Genomic DNA, 21184 nt, shown 5'->3' with positions numbered 1-21184 from the left:
CTTAGCTGTTCCGCTTACAATTACATTGTATGCTTAATTTTTTGTTTTTCTTGATGTCTTTCAATTGCTAAGTTGACAAGACGCTCAATAAGGGCTGGATATTCAACACCTGAATGCTTCCAAAGTAATGGGAACATACTGTATGGTGTAAAGCCTGGCATTGTGTTCACTTCATTTATATAGACTTTTCCTTCCTTTGTTAAGAAGAAATCCGCTCTAACAAGTCCCGAACAATCTAATGCTTTAAAGGCTTTAATTGCCATCGCTTCTAATTCGCTATATTCAGCTTCTGTAACATCAGCAGGAATCATTAAAATTGTATTCCCATCTTCATATTTTGCCGTATAATCGTAGAAGTTTTTATCTTTCGGAATAATTTCACCGGCAACAGAGCACTCAGGGTAATCATTTCCCACTACACCTAGTTCAATCTCTCTTGCATCTACACCTTGTTCGATAATAATTTTACGGTCGTATTTAAATGCTTCAACGAATGCCTCATGGAGCTCACTACGATTCGTACATTTGCTAATTCCTACACTAGAGCCTAAATTTGCTGGCTTAACAAAGCACGGGTATCCGATGGTATCTTCTACTTTGCGATAAGCATCCTCTTCCGCAGTTTCCCATTCCCCTCGAAGGAACCAAACATAATTAACTTGGTTTAATCCAGCTTGAGCAAAGATATTTTTCATGATCACTTTATCCATTCCTGCTGAAGAAGAAAGGACGCCATTTCCAACATATGGTAAATTTAAAAGCTCAAGCATTCCTTGAACCGTACCATCTTCCCCATTTGGACCATGCAATAATGGAAAAATCACATCAAAAGGTCGACTTTCTTGCGTCTCGAAAAGGGTTGGTGCTAACGCTAAAGGTGATAGCTGTTGGCCTTCTGAAAAAGATAATTCTTTCACTGTATCAACGGGCCCAGCAAGTTGTTGTCCCTTGATCCATTGACCTTCTTCCGAAATATAAATAGGATAAATATCAAATTTATTTGTGTTTAATGCTTTAATCACGGCAAGCGCTGTCTGCATAGAAACATGATGTTCAGCAGATTTCCCACCGTACAAAAGTCCGATCTTAATCGTCATCAATAAAACCTCCAATTTTAACAAGTAACTTAAATTTATTTTACCACTTTATAAAATAAGAGAGTAAATGTTTCAACAAGATAAATGCCTATAAAAGTATATGTATGTATAACCATGGGAAAAGGAGCTTACTTCAATTAAAAAATAGCCATTTCTCTCTTGAAAAAAGTTATATCGTCATTGGAGATTGTCCTCATATCGATTATTAATGGCAATGAGAATGAACTCATTTCAGGATATAAAGACCTAATTCCCATTATCCTGAAATATTTAATCATATACCCTTCATTCCTTCTACAACCTATAGAGAGCATCAATATAGATGCAAAATTCTTTGAAGCTGTTCTACCTACTGATATACCACTATTATACTTTTTTTCACTTACTTCTCTGTTAACATTATGTTACAAAAGCTCTAGTTTTCTATTACAAAAAGATTAATATCTGTAATCGTTATCAATATATAATAAAAAATTTCCTTTATAACGAACTGACATTAGGTATCATTCACTAAATAGCGCAAATGATTGCCAGCCCATTTTACCTCATTTATATATTTTATACTAGCTAAAATAAATGGCAAGATTAATCATCGCATCGTTACGATTACAATCGTACGATTTGTCATTTAGTAATAAAATCTGCCAAAAGACCTACCACCTTTATCTACATTCACTTTCTACCCATGCCACATTGACTGCTGTCAAAGTAAAAAGAAGCATCCGCACGCCAGTTATTGGCAATGTGCCGTACATGCTTCTTTCCCAATTTGTAACTTTCTTTTGTCAGTAAAAAGAGAATATAATCGACCTTGCATTCTATTCTCTATACTCCATTCCGTTTGCCATGCCTTTGTTAAAAAACAGTTAAACTCATTCTTTCACCTTTACAGGATAAAAATAACCAGTAGCCATTTCTTTTATTTTCTGTTCATTTTCAAGTGTGTAACTAATAATGAAGCAGGTTGCAGGACCTGAAGAAGTAAGTAAGTCTAATTCACAAGTGATATCAGTTAGGGCAAAGACACGATTCTTAAATAATTGGTTTAACTCAGCTAATATCCCTTTAGAGCCAACAGGCATGACTGTCACTTTTTCCATATTGACGAGTTTTGAACATAGCGCTAGCGGAGCTATATGTAGAGCATCATTAATGACGGCTTCTCCTACTAACGGTCTACCGATAACTGCTATCCGATTATCTTCTTTAAACTCTATCGCATGAATATCTTTACTCGCATGTATTTTCCCCATAACAGATACAGCTGTTGCAGATTGCTTCAACTCAAAGTTACTTTCTGTACTTCCTGTTATAGATAATTCGGTTAGGCCTAGTTCCAGCAAGCCCTTTTCAATTCCTGTTATTAATGATCGCCACACTTGATCTCCAGAAAAATTCTGCAAAATTATCGCTAACGGCGTTGCACCTATAGCTATACATTCCATCATCGACACCCTTAAAGCATAATAAGCGACATCCTCATAAGAAACTTTAATTAAATCCTCATGCTTTAATCCAATACCACCGCTATTATCACTTGCTATGACAAGTGATTCTTCCTTGTTAAATGGAATCACCAGTACATCTCTCATTTGGTATTTTCCATGGATGTTTTTACCGGTTGTATGATTTTGACCAATCTTGGAATGAGGATAAGAGCTATAGCTACGTTAAAAATAGAACCAAGTAAAAGCGAAGGAACGAGTGCCAAATAAAACGCTTCCCCCATAATAAAAAGAAATGGAAGTGGGGCTGCAAACGAGTTTCCAAGCACAAAGAGAATAGAAGCAATCCATCTATGTCCATTGCGGTACAATAATGCAAATATATAACTTAGAATGGCCATCTCCATCGCTACTACCAAATGAAAGGGCCCCATTGGCAACCCACCTAATAGTGCTGACAATAAATGACCTGTCCCTCCAACGATTGCACCAGCCGGACCTCCTAGTAAGGCACTAGCGAGTAGCGCAGGAAATGAATCTAGTGCCACACTAGTGACAATCCCAGCTGGAATCTTAATTGCTGCACCAATCACCGATAGGGCAACAAAAACACTTAGCCATGTTATTTTAATTCCTTTCAAAAGACCCATCACTTATTCCCCTTTTCTTTTACCTCCACGGAACACTTTCGCACTACGTACATATTCTACATCCGGATTCCCTAAGCGAAAGTTGATGACGCGGGCTAATGCAAAAAAGTAATCAGATAAGCGATTTAAAAACATAACAGCTACATCCGGAACAGTATCATCTGTTTTCTTAAGTGATACGACTAATCTTTCTGCTCTTCTTGTGACGGTTCTTGCTATGTGAATAGAAGCAGATGCCTTGGCACCTCCTGGCAAGATGAAACGTTCTAATTCTGGTGCTTCTGCAATAAACACATCAATTCTCTCTTCTAAATAATCAATGGACTCTTGTTTTAGCTTCAGTTCACGTGTCTTTGTTACGTTTGCTAAGTCTCCACCACAGTCAAAAAGTTCATGTTGTATCTTCTCTAAATCATCCAAGACGTCTGCGAATTTTGCTTGATCCAACTCAGTTACAGCCTGACCGACAAAACAATTGACTTCATCAACTGTACCATAGGCTTCAACACGTATATCGTCCTTTTCTACTCTGCCGCCAATAATGCTCGTTTTTCCTTTGTCTCCTGTTCTCGTATAAATTCTCATCTAATCGCCCACTCCCTTATTTAATTTTCTGTGCTATACCATACCAAATAATATCCATTTGCGTTGCCTGTTTTGCCATTTTTTGATACACTCGTCCGCAAACATCCCGTAAAAGTCGATCTTTCTCATCTACTGGTACAATGCCCTTTGTTATATCCGTACCAATTAAGATGACTTTGCGTGTACGTTTGCTGTTTTCCCATGCTGCAAAATCAACGAGGAATTGCTGTACTCTTTGTTGTATCTCCTCTTCTCGACTGTAAGTTAATACATCCTTTACCCAATATTCTATTCCTTCCCATACAATTACACCATCAATATCTGTAAAATTTTCTACTTCAGGTGGTGCCGAACTACGGTAGGCGGAATACCAGAAATGGCTTGCTCGGTGAATACCATATTGTTTTTCTACCCATTCTCCCTTTCCGTTATAGGCTCCTCCTGTAACAAAGTGCATATAATCTCTCCCCCTTTCAATTTAACATCGATTTGATAGCCTCCACTATAAGGAATCTTCCAGTCCCAAAAAGCTTTTGTATTTTTTACTTTCGTATGTAAGATATGGCGGATCACTCCACCGTGCGTGACAATCGCCATTGTTGAAATTGCTTTCTCCAACGCTTCTGCTACTAATGAGTCCCAGGCGTGATCAAGTCGTTGACTAAATTCACTATAACTTTCTCCATCAGGAGGTGATAAGGTTTGCCAATGATTTAACCACTTTCGATATGGTTGATGATTCTTTAATTGCTCATACGTACAGCCTTCCCATTCACCGAAGTTAAGTTCTCTCAAATCACTCATCAAGACAAGCGGTTCATTAGGGAATAATTTCTTACTCGTTTCAATACATCTACCTAAATCACTTGTTACAATGATATCGCAAGGGGGTACTATCGGGACGATAGCTTTCGCCGAAACAAGCGGAGAATCACTCCACCCTAGATAAGCTTTCCTCCTATTGGCCTCTGTCATCCCATGACGAAATAATGTGATAACCAAAGAACCATCCATAAACTCCATTCCACTCCTTCCACACATGCACCAATGACATCGCCTGTTGTGCCCCCAAACCAACCTACGCTTTTTTGTTTCATAATCATAAACAAACATAATGAAATGATTAACATGCAAGTAAATCCGAATATAAGGGAAGGAAAAAAGAAGAACAGCCCTATTGCAACTAGTAAAATATATACACCATACATCACAACACTTCTCAAAGTAGCTGCATCCTGAAACATTTTACCTAACCCACTATTTTTAGCTGTCTTCACCTTCACTAGCATCATGCCCATGACCATACGACTAAAAAAAGGAATACAAGCAATAAAAAAGAAAACAGATGTGCTTTCAAACTTAATAGCAATTTCATAAATAAAAAATAGTTTTGTACTTAATAAGAGAATGACCGATAGCACACCAAAAGCACCAACTCTTGGATCCTTCATCACTTCTAATCGCTTTTGTCGATCACCATAGGAAAAGTATGCATCACTTGCATCCATCCAACCGTCTAAATGAATCCCTCCAGTGACAACGATTAATGTCACCCAAAGAAAAATGGCAGCTGCTAATGGCGAAAAAGGAGAAATCATTAATAACAAATAAAATATAAGCCCATAGATGACACCTTGTATGATACCTAACAATGGAAACGTTTTAATCGCGCCATTTAAATGCTTATTATCCATCGGTAATTGGAGAGGAATCGGAATGGCAGTGAAGAATTGCAAATTAATTAATAATCCTTTTAGCCATATTTTCATAAGGTGTGATCCTCTATACCGATGATTTCTTTAAGAAGATCAAAGTCAATATTTGATTTAAAGTGTGCTGCTAGTTCTGCATACTTTTTATCCTTCTTGTTACTGATATAAACCGGGTCTTTTAAAGGCAAACCTTTATCTACGCGAATCTGATTTAACCAATGTGCACGCCATTCATCGTGATGAAAAACATGATGCATATATGTACCAATAACCTTGCCACCTTTACTTGTATATCCATCATAATGGCCATCCGCTTTTTTCAGAAAATAATGCCTATCATGATTCTCTACTACTGTTTCGCCTAAATGGATTTCATATCCTTTTAATGATTGTACAAATGAGCCTTTTAACTTGGGGTAAAGCGTTCCTTCCACTTGAATGGTTGTTTTTTCAGTGATAAAAGTGGTGTCAGCTGGAATTACCCCGAGTCCATTTATCTCCTTCCCTTCAATTCCCGTATCCGCACCATAAGGGTCGGCTAATCGCCTACCTAACATTTGAAAACCACCGCAAATTCCGATGACTCTGCCGCCATTTTCTATATAATCCTTTAACCATTTATCGAGCTTTCTATCACAGAAATATTGCCAATCATGAATCGTGCTTTTCGTTCCTGGTAAAATGACAGCATCAGGCATGCCCATTTCATCACTATGATTAACCCAGCGGAAAGATACATCATCTTCATATAAAAACGGGTCCATATCGGTAAAATTTGAAAGATACGGTGGTTTCAATATAGCAATATCTATTGGGTTATCCTTTTTAGAAACCTGTATAGATAAGGAATCCTCTGCATCGATCATATGATGATGTAAATATGGCATCACACCGATAACTGGAATACCACAGTGATCTTCTATCCACTTCTTACCGTCCGCAAATAGAGACAGATCTCCTCTAAATTTATTAATAATAATCGCTTTCACTCGACTTCTTTCGTTTTCTTCTAGTAATGATAACGTCCCAACGATACTCGCAAACACGCCTCCTCGATCGATATCAGCTACTAACAACACAGGCACATCTGCCATCTCAGCCACTTTCATATTGACTAACTCACGATCTTTTAAATTAATTTCTACAGGAGAGCCGGCACCTTCCATCACAATCGCATCATAAGTGTTTTCTAGTCTATTAAGTGCTATCGTAATCGCCTCTAGCCCCTTTTCATAGAAAGATGCTCTATAGTCCCGACCAGACTGAATGGTCTCAGCTTTCCCAAACAAAACGACTTCAGAAGTCGAGTCTGATGTTGGTTTTAAGAGAATTGGATTCATATAGACTGTTGCCTCTATTTTTGCAGCTTCTGCTTGTATACCTTGTGCCCGTCCAATTTCTTTGCCATCTTTTGTTACATAAGAATTATTAGACATATTTTGTGATTTAAACGGAGCAACACGCACACCCTCTTCTACTAAGGCTCGGCATATAGCTGTGGCAATCATACTTTTCCCCACATCAGAGGCTGTTCCAACGACCATTAAGCCTTTCATATTCTTCTCCTCCTTTCATCTGAATGAGACAGCCAGCATCTACTAGATAAGCTTCATCTGCAAGTGCCACGATTTTTTGATGGAGTCGTCCTAACATCTTTCCATACACAAGTACAAGTGGTTCATCACTTATCACATCATGGAATATTTCGTTACTTACGAGAATTAACGTATCGACTTTACTCGAAAGTTCTTTTATTCCTTGGACAAGATTTTTAAAAATTTGTTGTTGAAATTCGTAATCAGACCAGCGATTTTCATAAAAAAACTCATTATTAAGCAGAGTTGTTAGGCAATCTAGAAGAATAATATCGTTTGAAGAGTAGTGGGTAGCTAGTTGGTGAACGTTTCTTGGTTGTTCCCATGTCATCCACTTCTTACCACTCTCTTGCCTATGCTTTTGATGATGCTTAATGCGCAACACCATTTCTTTATCGCTTGGTTGAGCTGTCGCGATGTAATGTAATTGCTTCCCATGGTAGTGAGCCCTATCAATTGCCAACTTCTCAGCAAGCTGACTCTTACCACTTCTTACTCCTCCGCTTATAAAGATGATTCGCGCCATCGCTTTAATGCCTCCATCAATCGAATGTTTTCAGCCGGTGATTTTATTGCTAGTCTAAGCCAATTTCCTTCCAATCCGGGAAAGTTGTATGTATGCCTTGGAATCAGTCCCTTTTCTAATAAAAAAAGAAAAAGGCTCTCGCTTTCTTTGGAAAATGAATCTTTTAGTAAGTAAAAATTGGTAGATGAATCTGAATGTAGGTAATCATTACGTGTTAAAAAAGAAAAGATTTTCTTCCGTTCTACCTTCATCAACTCACGTGTTTTCTTCTGAAAGTTATTATCCTCAATACACAGTAACCCTATTTCCTGCGCCACACTATTGACACTCCAATGCGGTTGTATTGCCCTTAAGTCAGTTATAAATTGTTCATTCGCGAGCACATACCCTAAGCGAATCCCAGGAATGGCAAACATTTTAGTCATAGAGCGAATAATAACTAATTGATCGTATTGCAGTAATAACGGTGAGATCGCTTCATACTTATCCACAAAATCATAAAAAGCTTCATCGACAATGAGGTAAACACCTAGACATTCTGCGGCTTCAATCAAACGTTTGATTGAATCTTTCGAGAAGTATTTACCCGTCGGATTATTCGGGTTCGTCAAAAAAACTACATCAATCTCCTTAAAAGTAGCTATCAAACCTTCTATATCTAAATGCCAGTTCTTATTTAAGAAGAAATAGGTGATTTCACACGCATTCGCTCGGCAAGCTGTCTCATATTCGGAAAAAGCAGGTTGGACAATCATTACACGCTTTCTCGCAAATAATTGCCCAATCATTGAGATGATTTCGGCTCCACCGTTGGCAATGAGAACATTTTCTTTTGGAAGTAATGTGGTTTTACTGATACGCTCTGTTAATCTTGTGGCAAACGGATCGGGGTATTCGTATAATGATGAAAGTAAGCTTGACCATTGCCTTTTTACAACTTGTGGAGGCCCTAATGGGTTAATATTCGCGCTAAAGTCAATTGTTTTTGCGGGCATATCTAACTTTAATACTTCGTATAAATATTGTGGATTCGCACCATGCTTAGGCCATTGCAATCAAAACACCCCCTAGCCATAAGATAAAGAGATACAGTGGAATGGTCTTAGTAATAATAGTATTCGCCTCTACAATATGATTCCTTGATAATGGCATATTGGCTTCCCCCATCGTGGCACGATAAGAAACATGCCCTTCATATGTATTTTTACCACCTAACTGAACGCCTAATAAATAAGCCACAGCTGCTTCTCCCCAGCCACTATTGGGGCTTGGATGTTTTTTCGCATCGCTCATCACTAATTGAAAACTCTCTTTCCTTTGTATAAATCTCGGCTTATTCACGAGAAGCATACAAAATGCTGTCAGTCTACTCGGCACCCAGTTCACCACATCATCAAGCTTTGCAGACGCCCAGCCAAAATCAATGTATTTCTCATTTTTATAACCGACCATTGAGTCACAAGTGTTAATAGCGCGATAAACTAAGGCAAATGGTGCACCACCAATTAATGCAAAGAACAACGGGGCAGTAATCCCATCACTTGTATTTTCTGCTACTGTTTCAACTGTTCCCCTAACAATCTCCGCTTCATCTAGCTCGTCTGTATCCCTACCAACAATATATGAAAGCTTTTGCCTTGCCTCACTTAATTGTTCCTTCTTTAAAGGCTCGTACACTTCTATTGCCGCTTCCTTTAAACTTTTTTGGGCGATGGTAGTTGCGATTAACACCGCCTCAAATAATATTCCCACGATAGGGTGGACCGCATAGGCAATCACCACAATACTTATCGATATAACTAATACAATCAATAAGACGGTTGTTAACATAGCTACACCTTTCCATTTTCTATGCTCCCCTATATTCCATTTCTTCCTTAAAAATCCTATTAAAGAACCCATCCACTTTACAGGATGCGGCCATTGCGGCGGGTCACCTATGAATCGGTCAATGACCACTGCTACTGTTAATGCGATTAAATGTTCAATCATCATCTGTTTCCTTTTTTCTTTTACGACTCTTGTGAATCGCTTTTTGTGTACATTCGTAAATACCTTTTCCAATTATTTTTCCTAGGGGTGTAACTGTTCCAGCGAAATCTATTTTCTCTCCGCTTTGTGTTGCAGCAACTAAGATACTATCCGTAGATGTGCCCGTGGCAACTGTCCCGGTTTCTTTGTCTCGTACTTCTAAATCCATTAATACTTTTGCTTTCGCTTCAGTTGCCGTCATCATTGCTTGAATAAATGCCTCTTCAGAAAGATGACCATTGACAAATATCCAACTATTTATAGTGCCTGGGGTTACTACCTCTTTATGTTTGCTCGCCATCGAAGCATCGACAGCGTTTCCTACACCTGCTGTTACCACGATCAACACAGAGAACAGATCCATTTCGTAAAATCCGTAGATCACATCATCCGTATACACCGCTGTCATCATCCCAACCGTTTCCGAAGGCTCAAACCCTTTTTCTATAAGAAAATCTACCATCTCCTCATAAAAATCATCACAGTTATAACTTTTATCAACATGGCGATTAACAAATGTTTGATACCAGCCAATGCCAGAACCAACAACGCCTGATGACATTACCCTTAGAGGTTGGGCAGACTGAAGTGTAATATATTCTTCATTCACCATTAATATAGCCGGTGTAATAATCTCTTCATTTTGCCATTTCTCCTCAGGTATTAGGACTACTTGAGGTGCTGGTACTTTCGGGTGTCCGTGCTTCTTCACTTCAGTCTCATAGACTTCTATAATACGTGCTTCTTGCAATACTTCATTAGGTTTATCATTAGAGACTATTTTTCCATCATTTAATAAAACGATTTGATCACAATATAAACCGGCTAAATTTAAATCGTGAAAAATGGATAGGACCGTTAAACCCTTTTTCTCAGTCCACTCTTTTAACATATCTAGCAATTCTTTTTGATAAGATAAGTCTAAATGATTGGTTGGCTCATCAAGTAATAATATTTCTGGTTCTTGTGCGAGACTTTGTGCCAAAAACACACGTTGTCTCTCTCCACCTGATAGCTCAGTTATATTTTTATGTGCAAAATGCTGTACACCTGTTTGTTTCATCGATTGTTGCACAACTTCTTCATCATCTTCAGACCATGTTTGGAACCAACCACTTTGATGAGCATAGCGGCCAAGCGATACAATTTCCTTTACTGTATAAGAAAAACTATGTTCGGCATGTTGAGGTAGGACAGCAACGATTTTCGCTATTTCCTTCGTGTTATAATTTTGTACTGGTTGATCTTTTAAATAAACTTCACCAGATGTGACCGGTATAAGACCACTTAGCATCTTTAAAACCGTCGATTTGCCGCTCCCATTCGGTCCAAGTATGCCAAATAACTGTCCTTTCTCTACTTCAAAGGAAACATCATGAATGACCTGCTTGCCTCCATAACCACCGTTAATTTGTCGTAAGCTATACATCATCACATTATCCTCTGCCTTCCGCTCTTCTTTTAATTAGAATGATAGCAAAAACTGGTGCACCAATTAACGCAGTAATGACACCAATAGGTAACTCAGTAGGTGAAATGATTGTTCTTGCAAATAAATCAGCAAGTATTAAAAACCCAGCACCTGTCATCATCGATAAAGGAAGCAAGTGTCTATGGTCTGGTCCCCATAGCAATCTGGTTAGATGCGGAATGACTAAGCCGACAAATCCGATTGTACCTGACACTGCTACAGCGGCACCTGTTAAAATCGATCCGGCAATTAAGACCATCATCTTACGTTTCTGTACATTTACCCCGATATGACGAGCTCTTTCTTCGCCGAATGACATCGCATTTAATTCCTTGCTATTGGCAATGAGCATCGCAGACCCAATGATAAAGAAAGGAAGGATGATTTGAACATAGTCCCAACCTCTCATCGATACGCTTCCTAACAACCACCCAATAATCTGTCTCAGTTCATCCCCCGTTAAAGCAATCATTAAGGAAATAAATGCACCTAGAAAAGAACTGAAGATAATACCGGTTAAAATGATTGTCTCTACTCTCATGCCACGATCAATTTGTCGCGCAAAGAAAAGGACAACAATTATCGTTAGAAAAGCTGTTGTAATACTAAATAACGGTAAAGTAAAGGTGCCTACAAACGGAATGGATAAACCGAGAAAGATCGTTAATACAGCACCAACAGAAGCTCCTGAAGACACCCCCAATGTATAAGGGTCAGCTAAAGGGTTCCTTAATAAACCTTGAAAGGCAGCACCTGCAATTGCAAGTGATGCCCCGACAAAGCCCGCCAATACTACTCTAGGCAAGCGAATATTCATAACAATATTACTATGCATTGGATTAACATCATTACTTATCGGTAAACGTAAGATTTCCGCTCCAATGATATTGAATATATCTAACGGTAGCACTGAAACAGTGCCTATAGAAATCCCCATCATCATTGCTACACATAAGAAAACGAACGCACAGAGATAAGCAACACCTCTATTATTTAAATACTTCTGGGTAAATCGCTTTTGCAAGCTCCTCTACTCCTTCTACAAGTCTAGGACCTGTACGAGTTACCTTATCAGAGTGCACATCATAGACTTGCTTCTCTTTAACGGCTGTTACATCTTGCCAACCTTCTCGGCTTAAAAGGGTTTCTACCGCATTTTCCGTATAATACCCGTATGTAGTGATAATCACATCAGGATTCTTTTCGATGACAGCTTCCTCGTCAATTTGTGGCCAACCTTCTTCTTCAATTACATTTTCCGCTTGGATCAAATTGAGCATATCATCAATAAATGTTTTTTGACCGGCAGTATATAAAGAAGGAGCTGCAGAGATTTCAACAAAGACAGATTTTTTCTCTTCAACAGACTTTGCTTTTTCTTCGATTTCTGCCAAACGGGTTTTCATTCCCTCAACTGTTTGACTTGCTTCTTCTGTTGCTCCTGTTGCTTTACCAATCATTTCAATGGAGTCATATACTTCTTCAAAATTTTGTGCATCATTGACAATAAGAACAGGAATACCAGCATCTCTTAATTGATCTAAGCCTTCAGTACTATTATGTGCTCCTGAATTATGTGCTAATACAACATCTGGATTTAAAGCAATAATTGCTTCTACATTAAATTCTTGTCCACCGATCTTTTCAATATCAGCCACTTCTTCTGGATAATTATCAAAATCAGATACACCGACTACCTTCTCACCTAACCCTAATTCGAAAGCGATTTCAGTATTACTCGGGATTAACGAAACAATCGCTTCTGGTTCCTCTTCAATCACCACTTCTTGATCCGCAGCATCCGTTATTGTTACAGGAAAAGCGCTAGTTTCAGTACTCTCTTCAACCTTCTCTTCTCCATCTTTCTTCGGCTCAGCTGTGTCATTCCCACATCCAGCAAGAATACCTGCTGATAGTAAAATCGAGACTAAAAATAAATACCATTTCTTCATGATTGACCCTCCTTAAAATATAAAACATCCCCAGTAGTAGGAGATGTTTGGAAGGAATAATCACGACAAAGAAGCCTTACCAAACACCCCCTATCCTCGTAGGTTACAGTGTTTATGGAAGATAGGCAGGTTTCCTGGCTTATGGTTTATAATCAAAGGCTCCTCCTATAGAACATATATAGCAGTTGTCTTTGTTTATTAACCAGTTACAGTGGCGGGACCGCATTGGTTTTACACCAATTTCCCCTATTAAGTCAAAAATTGACACCTATTTCCTTAAATCTACAATTTTCTGTCGATTTTATTATACCTTATCATATTTTGTGGTGCATTATTATTTTTATGAATCAGTTACTTGCCATTCTTTCAGTTTTTTATCAAAAACCAATCTCGCGTCTGGCGTGGCTTCCTTCCTCATTGCTTCGAACTCATCATACATATCATCCATATTAGCGAAATCTCCAACTGTCCAGAGCGGTATATTAATTTTTGTACGTGTCTGCTCACTCTGTTCAAAAGAAATCACCAGGCCTTCCTTCATTAAATTTCTTAATGCCCTTAACGCGCCTTCTGGAACTTGTGGATATGTTTTTTTCTTTTTTAGGCCTAATAAAGATTTTTCTACTTTTAAATGCTCCATCTTCATAGCAGCAACGTCGCCAAGCATTTTGTAAAAGTCCTGCCAGTCTCGGTAATAGACCTTATTTAACCAACCATCATCATGCGCTAAATAACAATAACGATTGCTTAAATGGTTATAGAAAGGTTTCTTTAAATGCTCCTTTACATGACTAAGATATAGGAGCTCAGCAATTGCTTGAGCGGGCAATTCATTTAACGATTCTTCCTCCTCGAAATCTATCCAGCAAAAATCACCATAACTATAAACATCTTCGTTTATGAGTGCTGGCAGGTCTTCATGAGCCACCCAATCAAACATGGTATGTACATTCAGTTCCCCATTATCATACTGGTGCTTCACTAATAGAAGATGCCCAGTCCTGTTCTGTAATGATTGCATAAACTCAGAAAATTCAATTCCATAAGAAATAACGGACTGGTCCTTTTCGTTTAATAAGATATAGATGAGATCTCGAACACTATGATTTTTCTTTCGCAATTTAGAAACCTCCGAACTGAAAATAGAAAGACGAAGAGCAAATTCAATAGTACCACCTTAGTTATTACCCTCATACCACACACTATTTCGTTTTACTGCAATAATTTATACTAACTACATGTCAATCATAAACAACCGATACAATGCTTCATTTCATCCATTTCATTTTAGCAAAGATAAGGAAATACGATTATTAAAAAAACATTACAAAATAACTATTTCAATTCCTGAATTTTGTTCATACCCTAAAAAAGCCTTTTTGTATCAAACCAATGATAACATTCCACTTCTAACACATACTATGAAAATAACTAATGGATTAGCATACAATCTTAACTTTTAAACCATATATTACTTAAAAAAAATCATGATTTTCCCAGTTAAAGAATGGTAAGATAAGCATGTAATCTCCGTTTACAATTTAAGGTATATCCTCGGTTGAAAGGACTTGAGCTTTATGATTCAGACGATGACAGAAAACCAAATCGCTTTATTGATCATCAAAGCATTAAAGGATAATAAACAAAAAGAATTTAACAGGATTTTAGATGAACTGCAACCGTATGATATTGCTCAAGCTTATGATCATCTGCCTGAAAAGCATAAAAAACGTTTCTTATTATTTATGACTGCTGACCGCCTTGCCCAGTTGCTAGAGGAATTGAATAAAGACATGCAGCTAGAGGTTTTAAATAAATTAGAAAATGAGAAAACAGGAAAAGTCTTGGATTTAATGGATAATGACGACCTTGCCCTTTTACTTCATGATATGTCAGCTGAGAAAATAGAAAATCTCCTTGCCGGTATGAAACAAAGTGAATCTCGCATCATTCAGAATATGATGACCTATCCACCAGAAACTGCCGGGCGCTTAATGACTAACCGTTTTGTATGGATTCGTGATTATTACACAGTCCGAGAAGCAGTAGAAAAGTTAAAATCCTTTGCAGAATATGCTGAAACGATTAATTATTTATACGTGATTGATCAAGACAGAAAATTAGTTGGGGTTGTCTCTCATCGTGACTTACTAATCGCAGAGCCTCTCGAGGTCATCCAAGACATTATGTATGAGCGGGTCATCTCAGCTGCAGTGACGACAGACCAAGAAGAAGTTGCAAACATGGTCTTAAAATATGATTTCCTTGCTATTCCAATTGTGAATGAAGAAAATGTGCTAATGGGTATTGCCACTGTTGATGACTTGATGGATGTTGTGGTCCAAGAAGCGAATGAAGATATTGAAAAGCTATCCGCTTCGGGTAAGGCAATTGACTTTGATACGAAAGCTTTCGTCGCCGCTTATCGAAGGTTACCGTGGCTCATTCTTTTATTATTCATCGGCATTATTTCAGGCAGTATCATAAGCGGGTATGAGGCTACTTTATCGCAAGTCGTAGCCCTCGCCTTTTTCATGCCCATGATTTCTGGTATGACAGGTAACACAGGTACGCAATCATTAGCAGTAGTTGTCCGAGGACTTGTATCCAATGATTTAAATAAAAAAGTGGTTACGAAACTGATCCTTAGGGAGTTAGGGGTAGGTGTGATTATTGGTGTCACTTGTGGTATTTTAATCGCGCTGATTGCATTTTTTTGGCAAGGAAATATTTATTTAGGCTTAGTAGTCGGAGTTTCCCTACTTCTAACTTTAATTATCGGGACACTTTCGGGAGCCACTATCCCTTTATTGTTATACAAATTCGGGATAGATCCAGCCATAGCTTCCGGGCCTCTTATCACAACATTAAATGACATTTTCTCACTTGTTACGTATTTTGGTATTGCCACAATGTTTATTTCCTACTTAACTTAACATTACTTTTTTATTTTATATTGTAAATAAGGAAACTCTTTTTCAATTCTGTACGTCTATATATACGTTTAAACATATTCCCTTGCAGAAGATTCCTAATGGTTTTTTTCTGTTCGTAGCATGACCTTAATGTATAAAATAAAGATAGGTGTTTATATATGGATCGTATACAAAAAAAGAATGATCGCTTTGATTGGACATTAGCCCTAATATTATTTTTGTTCTGCATCATTAGTTGCACTGCTATTTATAGCGGGCAAACAACAGCACAGTATCCAGATAACTTCGTGCTACAACAAATAATCTTTTATAGTATAGGTATGATTGTGATCGCAGCCATTATGTACTTTGATTCTGATCAGATAAAGCGAATGACCTGGATCTTATTCGGTATTGGCACAATACTTCAAGCAGGACTTTTTATCGCACCAGAGTCCCTTGCCTATGAAGTAAAAGGTGCAAAGCTCTGGTACAACGGTCTGCCAGGACCTTCTTTGCAGCCATCCGAGTTCTTTAAAATATTTCTTATCCTCGCACTAAGTAAAGTGATTGTAGATCATTATGCAAAATACACCATGAAAACGGTAAAAAATGACCTTATACTGTTTATTAAACTTGGGCTCGTTACTTGTGTTCCGCTAGGACTAATCATTTTAGAAGATTTGGGTACGGCGCTCGTTATTATCGCTATTTTCACGGGGATTCTACTTGTGTCCGGTATTACTTGGAAAATTATCCTCCCTGTTTACGGAACGGTTGCAGCTGTAGGTGGAACCATCATCTATTACATTATTTGGGCTCCTGAAACATTATTAAAGTATCTATCAGTGGATAACTACCAATTAATGCGGATTTATGCTTGGTTAGATCCGTATACACATAAACAAGGAGCTGGCTTACAACTGTACAATTCTCTTCATGCTATCGGCTCGGGAGAATTGGGTGGTAAAGGTTTTTATGAGAGACAAGTTTATATCCCCGATGTTCACACAGACTTTATTTTCAGTGTCATTGGTGAAGAATACGGCTTTATTGGAGCAAGTGTCGTGATATGCTTATATTTTATACTTATTTTCCACTTAACGAAAATTGCCTTATCAGTCAATGACCCATTTAATACTTATGTCTGCGTGGGCGTTATTAGTTATATTACGTTCCATGTATTTCAAAATATCGGGATGACCATTCAAGTATTACCGATTACAGGTATTCCTCTTCCTTTTATTAGTTATGGGGGTAGTTCCTTAATCGGCAATATGATGGCTATGGGGCTTATTTTTAGCATTAGATTTCACCAAAAGAGTTATATGTTCCAAGACAGCTCTAAATATTATCGTGCATCTTAAGGTTGCTTTTTTAAATATCTAGCGTATAATAATGGAAAATCAAACGGAAATTCAGTGACGAAGAGAGTAGATGTAGGTGAATTCTAAAGCGAAGCAGGGATGGTGAGAGCCTGCGAGAAAAGCCACATTGAAGCGCACTTCGATAGAAGCATGGCAGAATCCAAGTAGGTCATGTCGGTTGTTCGCCCCGTTACAGGCAAGTAGTAAAGGGGTTCGTTACGAACAATTAGAGTGGTACCGCGGGTTTAAGGCTCGTCTCTCAAATTATGAGAGACGGGCTTTTTTATGTTTTCTATATTTTTTGGAGGTGAAAAAGGTGATAGATATGAAAAAGACCATCAGTTCAAGTATTCAAGTTGCAATAGATAACGCCTTAAGTGAAGGTGAGATTCGTCGCTTGTTAGAAACGCCTAAAACATCCGAACATGGCGACCTCTCCTTCCCATGTTTTGCACTAGCAAAGATTTATAAAGAAAACCCAAATCTATTAGCAAAAGACTTAACAGGAAAGCTAACTCATGAATGGATAGATCATGTTGAAGCTATTGGGCCATATGTAAATATATTTTTTAATAAAAAAGCAATCAGTCAACTCATTATTCAAGCCGTACTACATCAAGGAGAGAATTACGGACAATCAGGAAGCGGTAAAGGTAAGACAATCGTAGTAGACTACTCTAGCCCAAATATCGCCAAACCATTCTCAATGGGGCATCTTCGTTCGACAGTCATTGGTCATTCCCTTGCACTTATAGCAGAAAAGCATGGATATGATACAGTTAGGATTAATCATTTAGGCGACTGGGGCACACAATTTGGCAAACTCATTACCGCCTATAAGTATTGGGGAAGTGAAGCTTTAATTAAGAAGGAGCCAATTAAGGAATTACTCCAATTATACGTAAAATTTCACGAGAAAGCTGAGGAACATCCCCACTTGCATGAAGAAGCAAGAGCTTGGTTCAGAAAACTTGAACTTGATGATGCGGAGGCAAAGCAACTTTGGTCGTGGTTTAGAGACGAATCTTTAAAAGAATTCGAGAAAACCTATCAACTGCTCGGTGTCTCTTTTGACTCTAATCATGGGGAGGCCTTTTATAACAATCAAATGAACGCGATTGTCGATACACTGCAACAATCTGACTTGCTATGCACCTCTGATGGAGCAGAAATCGTACCCTTATCAGATGAAAATCTACCTCCTTGCTTAATTAAGAAATCAGATGGAGCGACTCTATATGCTACACGCGATATTACGGCGGCCATTTATCGTAAACAAACATACCAATTTGACGAGGCTCTCTATATCGTTGGTCCAGAGCAGTCCATCCACTTCCAACAAGTCAAAGCCGTATTATCTAAAATGGGGCATTCCTGGGCGACACATATCCATCACATCCCATTTGGGTTGTATTTACAAGAAGGTAAGAAGATGTCGACAAGAAAAGGTCGTGTCATATTATTGGAGGAAGTACTACAAGATGCCATACAATTAGCTTCAGAAAATATTGAACAAAAAAATCCTCATCTAAAAAACAAAGATGAGGTAGCTAAAGCTGTTGGTGTAGGAGCAATTATTTTTCATGATTTAAAGAATGAACGAATGAAACAAATAGAATTTTCTTTAGAAGACATGTTAACATTCGAAGGGGAAACCGGTCCGTATGTACAGTATACACAAGCTAGAGCGCAATCTATTTTACACAAAAGTCAGCAAAAGACTTATAAAATAGAAGGTTTATCAAGTGAATACGCTTGGCAAGTAGCTAAACTTTTATCCCTTTATCCAGATAAGCTCGTCCTTGCCCATGAAAAATCAGCACCGTCCATCATTGCCAAATATTTAATTAGTCTAGCGCAAAGCTTTAACAAATACTACGCTAACGAAAAAATACTTCATAAAGATGAACATTTATCTTCGAGACTCGGTCTTGTCAAAGCAGTAACAATCATCTTAACTGACGGTCTGCATTTACTTGGTATGAAGGCACCTCAGGAGATGTAATTTCACCTTGCACACCAGCTCCCTCTTTAGCCAATTGGGAGCTATTTGATTGAATGAAGCAAAAGTACACAGTTAGTTACCACCAAAAATAGTGCGGCTACAATATGTAGCCTATTGAAAAATGCGATCTATCAGGAAAGAGCTGAAAACAGGCTTACTTCGTCATATTTCTTATTCACACTAAACCAAAGCCTACCCTGTATGTCCCTGTTTAAGAGTACCCTTTTTCTTCTCGCCAATGAGCAATATGTCTTTTCCCTAGAACAGTGAAAAAGTAGAGAAGATAAAGGACAACGATGATTAATCCCAAAATATTTTGTTCAAATGCCTTAAGTGCCACACTCAAAATCGTCGTTAAGTATAGAAATGCTAGTAATGTAGTAATTTCTTTGTTTTCAAAAACATCGGTTGATCTAGCTCCGAATTGAGAACCTAGAAGCCCACCAACAAGTAAGAATATTCCCATAAAATAATTAATTTCTACAGTGAATGCGTAGGATAAGAAACCTGCTGAAACAATAAATAGGACTGCAAATAAGCTCGTTCCTACCGCCTTCTTAGGTAACATACCTAGAAAGGCGATCGACATTGGTACAATAATAAACCCTCCACCTACACCTAAAGAAGTGGAGACAAACCCTGCAAACAAGCCGATTAAGACCATTTTTAATATGGAAGGTTGAACTAACCCGCTCACTCCTTGCTGCGTATTTTTCTTCTTAAACATTTGAACAGAAAAGAAAGAAAGCAACACAATATACATAACAGGAATCGCCCATTCATCTAACTGATGAGCATCTAAAAAGACAACAAAAGGATGGGCAATTTGGGTAGCAATGATCCCACTCACCCCTAAAATAATCCCTGCTTTCCAATTAATATTTTTTAATTTTATATGACCGATAATCCCAGAAGATGAACTCCCAATTGTAAATAACAAACTTGTCGCAATTGCCTCAATAGGGGCAAGTCCAATGAGCATTAATAATGGTGTTAATATAAACCCTCCACCGATGCCAAAAAAACCTGACAACACACTGATTAAGGCACCTAGTAGAAAAAACAATATCAATTCCACAATTCCATCACCTTTCTATGCAAACAACCATCCCCATCATACCCCATAGTAATGAAAAGAAAAAGTGCACATATAATTTCTAAAGGACAAACCATGTAATCTTAAAAAGGGGTTTTCATATATGCAAGAAATTTTACATTTACTTAAAGAATGGTTATTGGAATATGGTGTGTTTGGACTGTTTTTCGTTTCGTTCGCTGACTCTTCTTTCTTCCCCATTCCTCCTGATTTACTTTTGATTCCAATGGGACTAGCAGATAGTGAGCACGTGTATTGGTACGCTTTTCTCACTACTTTCGCTTCTGTTGTCGGTGCAATCTTTGGCTGGTATATCGGCTTACGAGTTGGCAGGCCTGTCCTACGAGCACTTTTTAAAGAGCAACAAATTATGAAAGTAGAACTTTACTTTAAAAAACTTGGTCCATTGGCCATTCTGATATCTGCCTTTACACCATTACCGTTTAAAATATTTACGATTTTATCTGGTATCTCAAAAATGAATATACAGACCGTTATATTATGGGCGACGATTGGAAGGGGCGCAAGGTTTTATTTTGAAGCTTTTCTCATCCATCAATTAGGCAATAAAGCTGTACCTTTCATAAAAGACCACTTTACATCTTTGACCATTTATATGGCTATATTCATTATTATTCTCTTCATTACAACACACTATATCAAAAATAGATTAAATTAATTACTTAATTATAATTATTATAATTAAGTATTGATTTTAATTTTAAATCAGTTATAAT

The 21184-nt window shown here is 37.9% G+C and carries 20 protein-coding genes, 1 riboswitch and 1 other annotated feature; of the genes, 4 read left to right on the top strand and 16 right to left on the bottom strand.

What is annotated here, in order from left to right; translation table 11 throughout:
* Nucleotides 1-20: 20 nt before the first annotated feature.
* The 15 genes from LG276_RS02610 to LG276_RS02540 form a co-directional block, all read right to left on the bottom strand.
* Entirely contained in the window at nt 21-1097 is a 1077-nt protein-coding gene (locus LG276_RS02610; protein WP_224938135.1) for a D-alanine--D-alanine ligase, read from the bottom strand.
* A gap of 872 nt (nt 1098-1969) precedes the next feature.
* On the bottom strand, nt 1970-2689 hold the full coding sequence (locus LG276_RS02605) for an ATP-binding protein (RefSeq protein WP_224938136.1): 720 nt from the start codon (nt 2687-2689) through the stop codon (nt 1970-1972).
* Nucleotides 2686-3192, bottom strand: coding sequence for an ECF transporter S component (locus tag LG276_RS02600; protein ID WP_306470089.1), 507 nt, complete (start codon nt 3190-3192; stop codon nt 2686-2688). The genes LG276_RS02605 and LG276_RS02600 overlap by 4 nt, the downstream gene beginning before the upstream one ends.
* Before the next feature lie 3 nt (nt 3193-3195).
* A complete protein-coding gene (locus LG276_RS02595) occupies nt 3196-3777 on the bottom strand; it encodes a cob(I)yrinic acid a,c-diamide adenosyltransferase (protein ID WP_095370838.1) in 582 nt (193 codons plus the stop codon).
* A gap of 16 nt (nt 3778-3793) precedes the next feature.
* Entirely contained in the window at nt 3794-4234 is a 441-nt protein-coding gene (locus tag LG276_RS02590) for a bifunctional adenosylcobinamide kinase/adenosylcobinamide-phosphate guanylyltransferase (RefSeq protein ID WP_224938137.1), read from the bottom strand.
* Nucleotides 4186-4791, bottom strand: coding sequence for a histidine phosphatase family protein (locus tag LG276_RS02585; protein WP_224938138.1), 606 nt, complete (start codon nt 4789-4791; stop codon nt 4186-4188). Before LG276_RS02585 ends, LG276_RS02590 begins: the two co-directional genes overlap by 49 nt.
* Nucleotides 4749-5546: an adenosylcobinamide-GDP ribazoletransferase gene (gene cobS, locus LG276_RS02580; RefSeq protein WP_224938139.1), complete on the bottom strand. Its 798-nt coding sequence runs from the start codon at nt 5544-5546 to the stop codon at nt 4749-4751. The genes LG276_RS02585 and cobS overlap by 43 nt, the downstream gene beginning before the upstream one ends.
* Nucleotides 5543-7045: a cobyric acid synthase gene (locus LG276_RS02575; protein WP_224938140.1), complete on the bottom strand. Its 1503-nt coding sequence runs from the start codon at nt 7043-7045 to the stop codon at nt 5543-5545. The genes cobS and LG276_RS02575 overlap by 4 nt, the downstream gene beginning before the upstream one ends.
* Nucleotides 7011-7610, bottom strand: coding sequence for a bifunctional adenosylcobinamide kinase/adenosylcobinamide-phosphate guanylyltransferase (locus LG276_RS02570; RefSeq protein WP_224938141.1), 600 nt, complete (start codon nt 7608-7610; stop codon nt 7011-7013). Before LG276_RS02570 ends, LG276_RS02575 begins: the two co-directional genes overlap by 35 nt.
* Complete coding sequence (cobD, locus tag LG276_RS02565; RefSeq protein WP_224938142.1) at nt 7589-8665, bottom strand: threonine-phosphate decarboxylase CobD; 1077 nt, start codon at nt 8663-8665, stop codon at nt 7589-7591. Before cobD ends, LG276_RS02570 begins: the two co-directional genes overlap by 22 nt.
* On the bottom strand, nt 8652-9605 hold the full coding sequence (gene cbiB, locus LG276_RS02560) for an adenosylcobinamide-phosphate synthase CbiB (RefSeq protein ID WP_224938143.1): 954 nt from the start codon (nt 9603-9605) through the stop codon (nt 8652-8654). The genes cobD and cbiB overlap by 14 nt, the downstream gene beginning before the upstream one ends.
* Nucleotides 9595-11070: a heme ABC transporter ATP-binding protein gene (locus LG276_RS02555; RefSeq protein ID WP_224938144.1), complete on the bottom strand. Its 1476-nt coding sequence runs from the start codon at nt 11068-11070 to the stop codon at nt 9595-9597. Before LG276_RS02555 ends, cbiB begins: the two co-directional genes overlap by 11 nt.
* Nucleotides 11071-11077: 7 nt before the next feature.
* The gene (locus LG276_RS02550; protein ID WP_224938145.1) at nt 11078-12136 is read right to left on the bottom strand and encodes an iron ABC transporter permease; all 1059 of its coding nucleotides are present in this window, start codon (nt 12134-12136) and stop codon (nt 11078-11080) included.
* Nucleotides 12102-13064, bottom strand: a complete 963-nt coding sequence (locus LG276_RS02545; protein WP_224938146.1) for an ABC transporter substrate-binding protein — start codon at nt 13062-13064, stop codon at nt 12102-12104. Before LG276_RS02545 ends, LG276_RS02550 begins: the two co-directional genes overlap by 35 nt.
* Before the next feature lie 106 nt (nt 13065-13170).
* Nucleotides 13171-13351: riboswitch (cobalamin riboswitch) on the bottom strand.
* 53 nt (nt 13352-13404) lie between these two features.
* A complete protein-coding gene (locus LG276_RS02540; RefSeq protein WP_224938147.1) occupies nt 13405-14184 on the bottom strand; it encodes a hypothetical protein in 780 nt (259 codons plus the stop codon).
* 457 nt (nt 14185-14641) lie between these two features.
* Between LG276_RS02540 and mgtE the strand changes: the two genes are divergently transcribed.
* From mgtE to argS, 3 genes are all read left to right on the top strand, one after another.
* On the top strand, nt 14642-16000 hold the full coding sequence (gene mgtE / locus LG276_RS02535; RefSeq protein ID WP_224938148.1) for a magnesium transporter: 1359 nt from the start codon (nt 14642-14644) through the stop codon (nt 15998-16000).
* A 158-nt stretch (nt 16001-16158) separates the two neighbouring features.
* Nucleotides 16159-17346 (top strand): FtsW/RodA/SpoVE family cell cycle protein, encoded by a 1188-nt coding sequence (locus LG276_RS02530; protein ID WP_224938149.1) that lies wholly within the window; start codon nt 16159-16161, stop codon nt 17344-17346.
* Between the two features lie 45 nt (nt 17347-17391).
* Nucleotides 17392-17609 (top strand) — a binding site (T-box leader).
* Nucleotides 17610-17665: 56 nt separating this feature from the next.
* Nucleotides 17666-19351, top strand: a complete 1686-nt coding sequence (gene argS, locus LG276_RS02525) for an arginine--tRNA ligase (protein WP_404294370.1) — start codon at nt 17666-17668, stop codon at nt 19349-19351.
* Nucleotides 19352-19562: 211 nt separating this feature from the next.
* Here argS and LG276_RS02520 read toward each other — a convergent pair whose 3' ends face one another.
* The gene (locus LG276_RS02520) at nt 19563-20429 is read right to left on the bottom strand and encodes a sulfite exporter TauE/SafE family protein (RefSeq protein ID WP_224938150.1); all 867 of its coding nucleotides are present in this window, start codon (nt 20427-20429) and stop codon (nt 19563-19565) included.
* A gap of 121 nt (nt 20430-20550) precedes the next feature.
* Between LG276_RS02520 and LG276_RS02515 the strand changes: the two genes are divergently transcribed.
* Entirely contained in the window at nt 20551-21126 is a 576-nt protein-coding gene (locus tag LG276_RS02515; RefSeq protein ID WP_224938151.1) for a YqaA family protein, read from the top strand.
* Nucleotides 21127-21184 lie beyond the last annotated feature (58 nt).

Origin of the sequence: Cytobacillus kochii, assembly GCF_044790165.1 — a bacterium.
In the GTDB taxonomy this organism is placed as follows: Bacteria; Bacillota; Bacilli; order Bacillales; family Cytobacillaceae; genus Cytobacillus; species Cytobacillus kochii.
Note: the sequence above shows the minus strand (reverse complement) of the source record. Positions and strands in the feature narration are given on the sequence as shown.

Bases quoted from the DNA above. Each gene is read 5' to 3' on its own strand.
- LG276_RS02610 (WP_224938135.1), bottom strand. From the start codon at position 1,097: ATGACGATTAAGATCGGACTTTTGTACGGTGGGAAATCTGCTGAACAT.
- LG276_RS02605 (WP_224938136.1), bottom strand. From the start codon at position 2,689: ATGAGAGATGTACTGGTGATTCCATTTAACAAGGAAGAATCACTTGTC.
- LG276_RS02600 (WP_306470089.1), bottom strand. From the start codon at position 3,192: ATGGGTCTTTTGAAAGGAATTAAAATAACATGGCTAAGTGTTTTTGTT.
- LG276_RS02595 (WP_095370838.1), bottom strand. From the start codon at position 3,777: ATGAGAATTTATACGAGAACAGGAGACAAAGGAAAAACGAGCATTATT.
- LG276_RS02590 (WP_224938137.1), bottom strand. From the start codon at position 4,234: ATGCACTTTGTTACAGGAGGAGCCTATAACGGAAAGGGAGAATGGGTA.
- LG276_RS02585 (WP_224938138.1), bottom strand. From the start codon at position 4,791: ATGGATGGTTCTTTGGTTATCACATTATTTCGTCATGGGATGACAGAG.
- cobS (WP_224938139.1), bottom strand. From the start codon at position 5,546: ATGAAAATATGGCTAAAAGGATTATTAATTAATTTGCAATTCTTCACT.
- LG276_RS02575 (WP_224938140.1), bottom strand. From the start codon at position 7,045: ATGAAAGGCTTAATGGTCGTTGGAACAGCCTCTGATGTGGGGAAAAGT.
- LG276_RS02570 (WP_224938141.1), bottom strand. From the start codon at position 7,610: ATGGCGCGAATCATCTTTATAAGCGGAGGAGTAAGAAGTGGTAAGAGT.
- cbiB (WP_224938143.1), bottom strand. From the start codon at position 9,605: ATGATGATTGAACATTTAATCGCATTAACAGTAGCAGTGGTCATTGAC.
- LG276_RS02555 (WP_224938144.1), bottom strand. From the start codon at position 11,070: ATGTATAGCTTACGACAAATTAACGGTGGTTATGGAGGCAAGCAGGTC.
- LG276_RS02545 (WP_224938146.1), bottom strand. From the start codon at position 13,064: ATGAAGAAATGGTATTTATTTTTAGTCTCGATTTTACTATCAGCAGGT.
- mgtE (WP_224938148.1), top strand. From the start codon at position 14,642: ATGATTCAGACGATGACAGAAAACCAAATCGCTTTATTGATCATCAAA.
- LG276_RS02530 (WP_224938149.1), top strand. From the start codon at position 16,159: ATGGATCGTATACAAAAAAAGAATGATCGCTTTGATTGGACATTAGCC.
- LG276_RS02515 (WP_224938151.1), top strand. From the start codon at position 20,551: ATGCAAGAAATTTTACATTTACTTAAAGAATGGTTATTGGAATATGGT.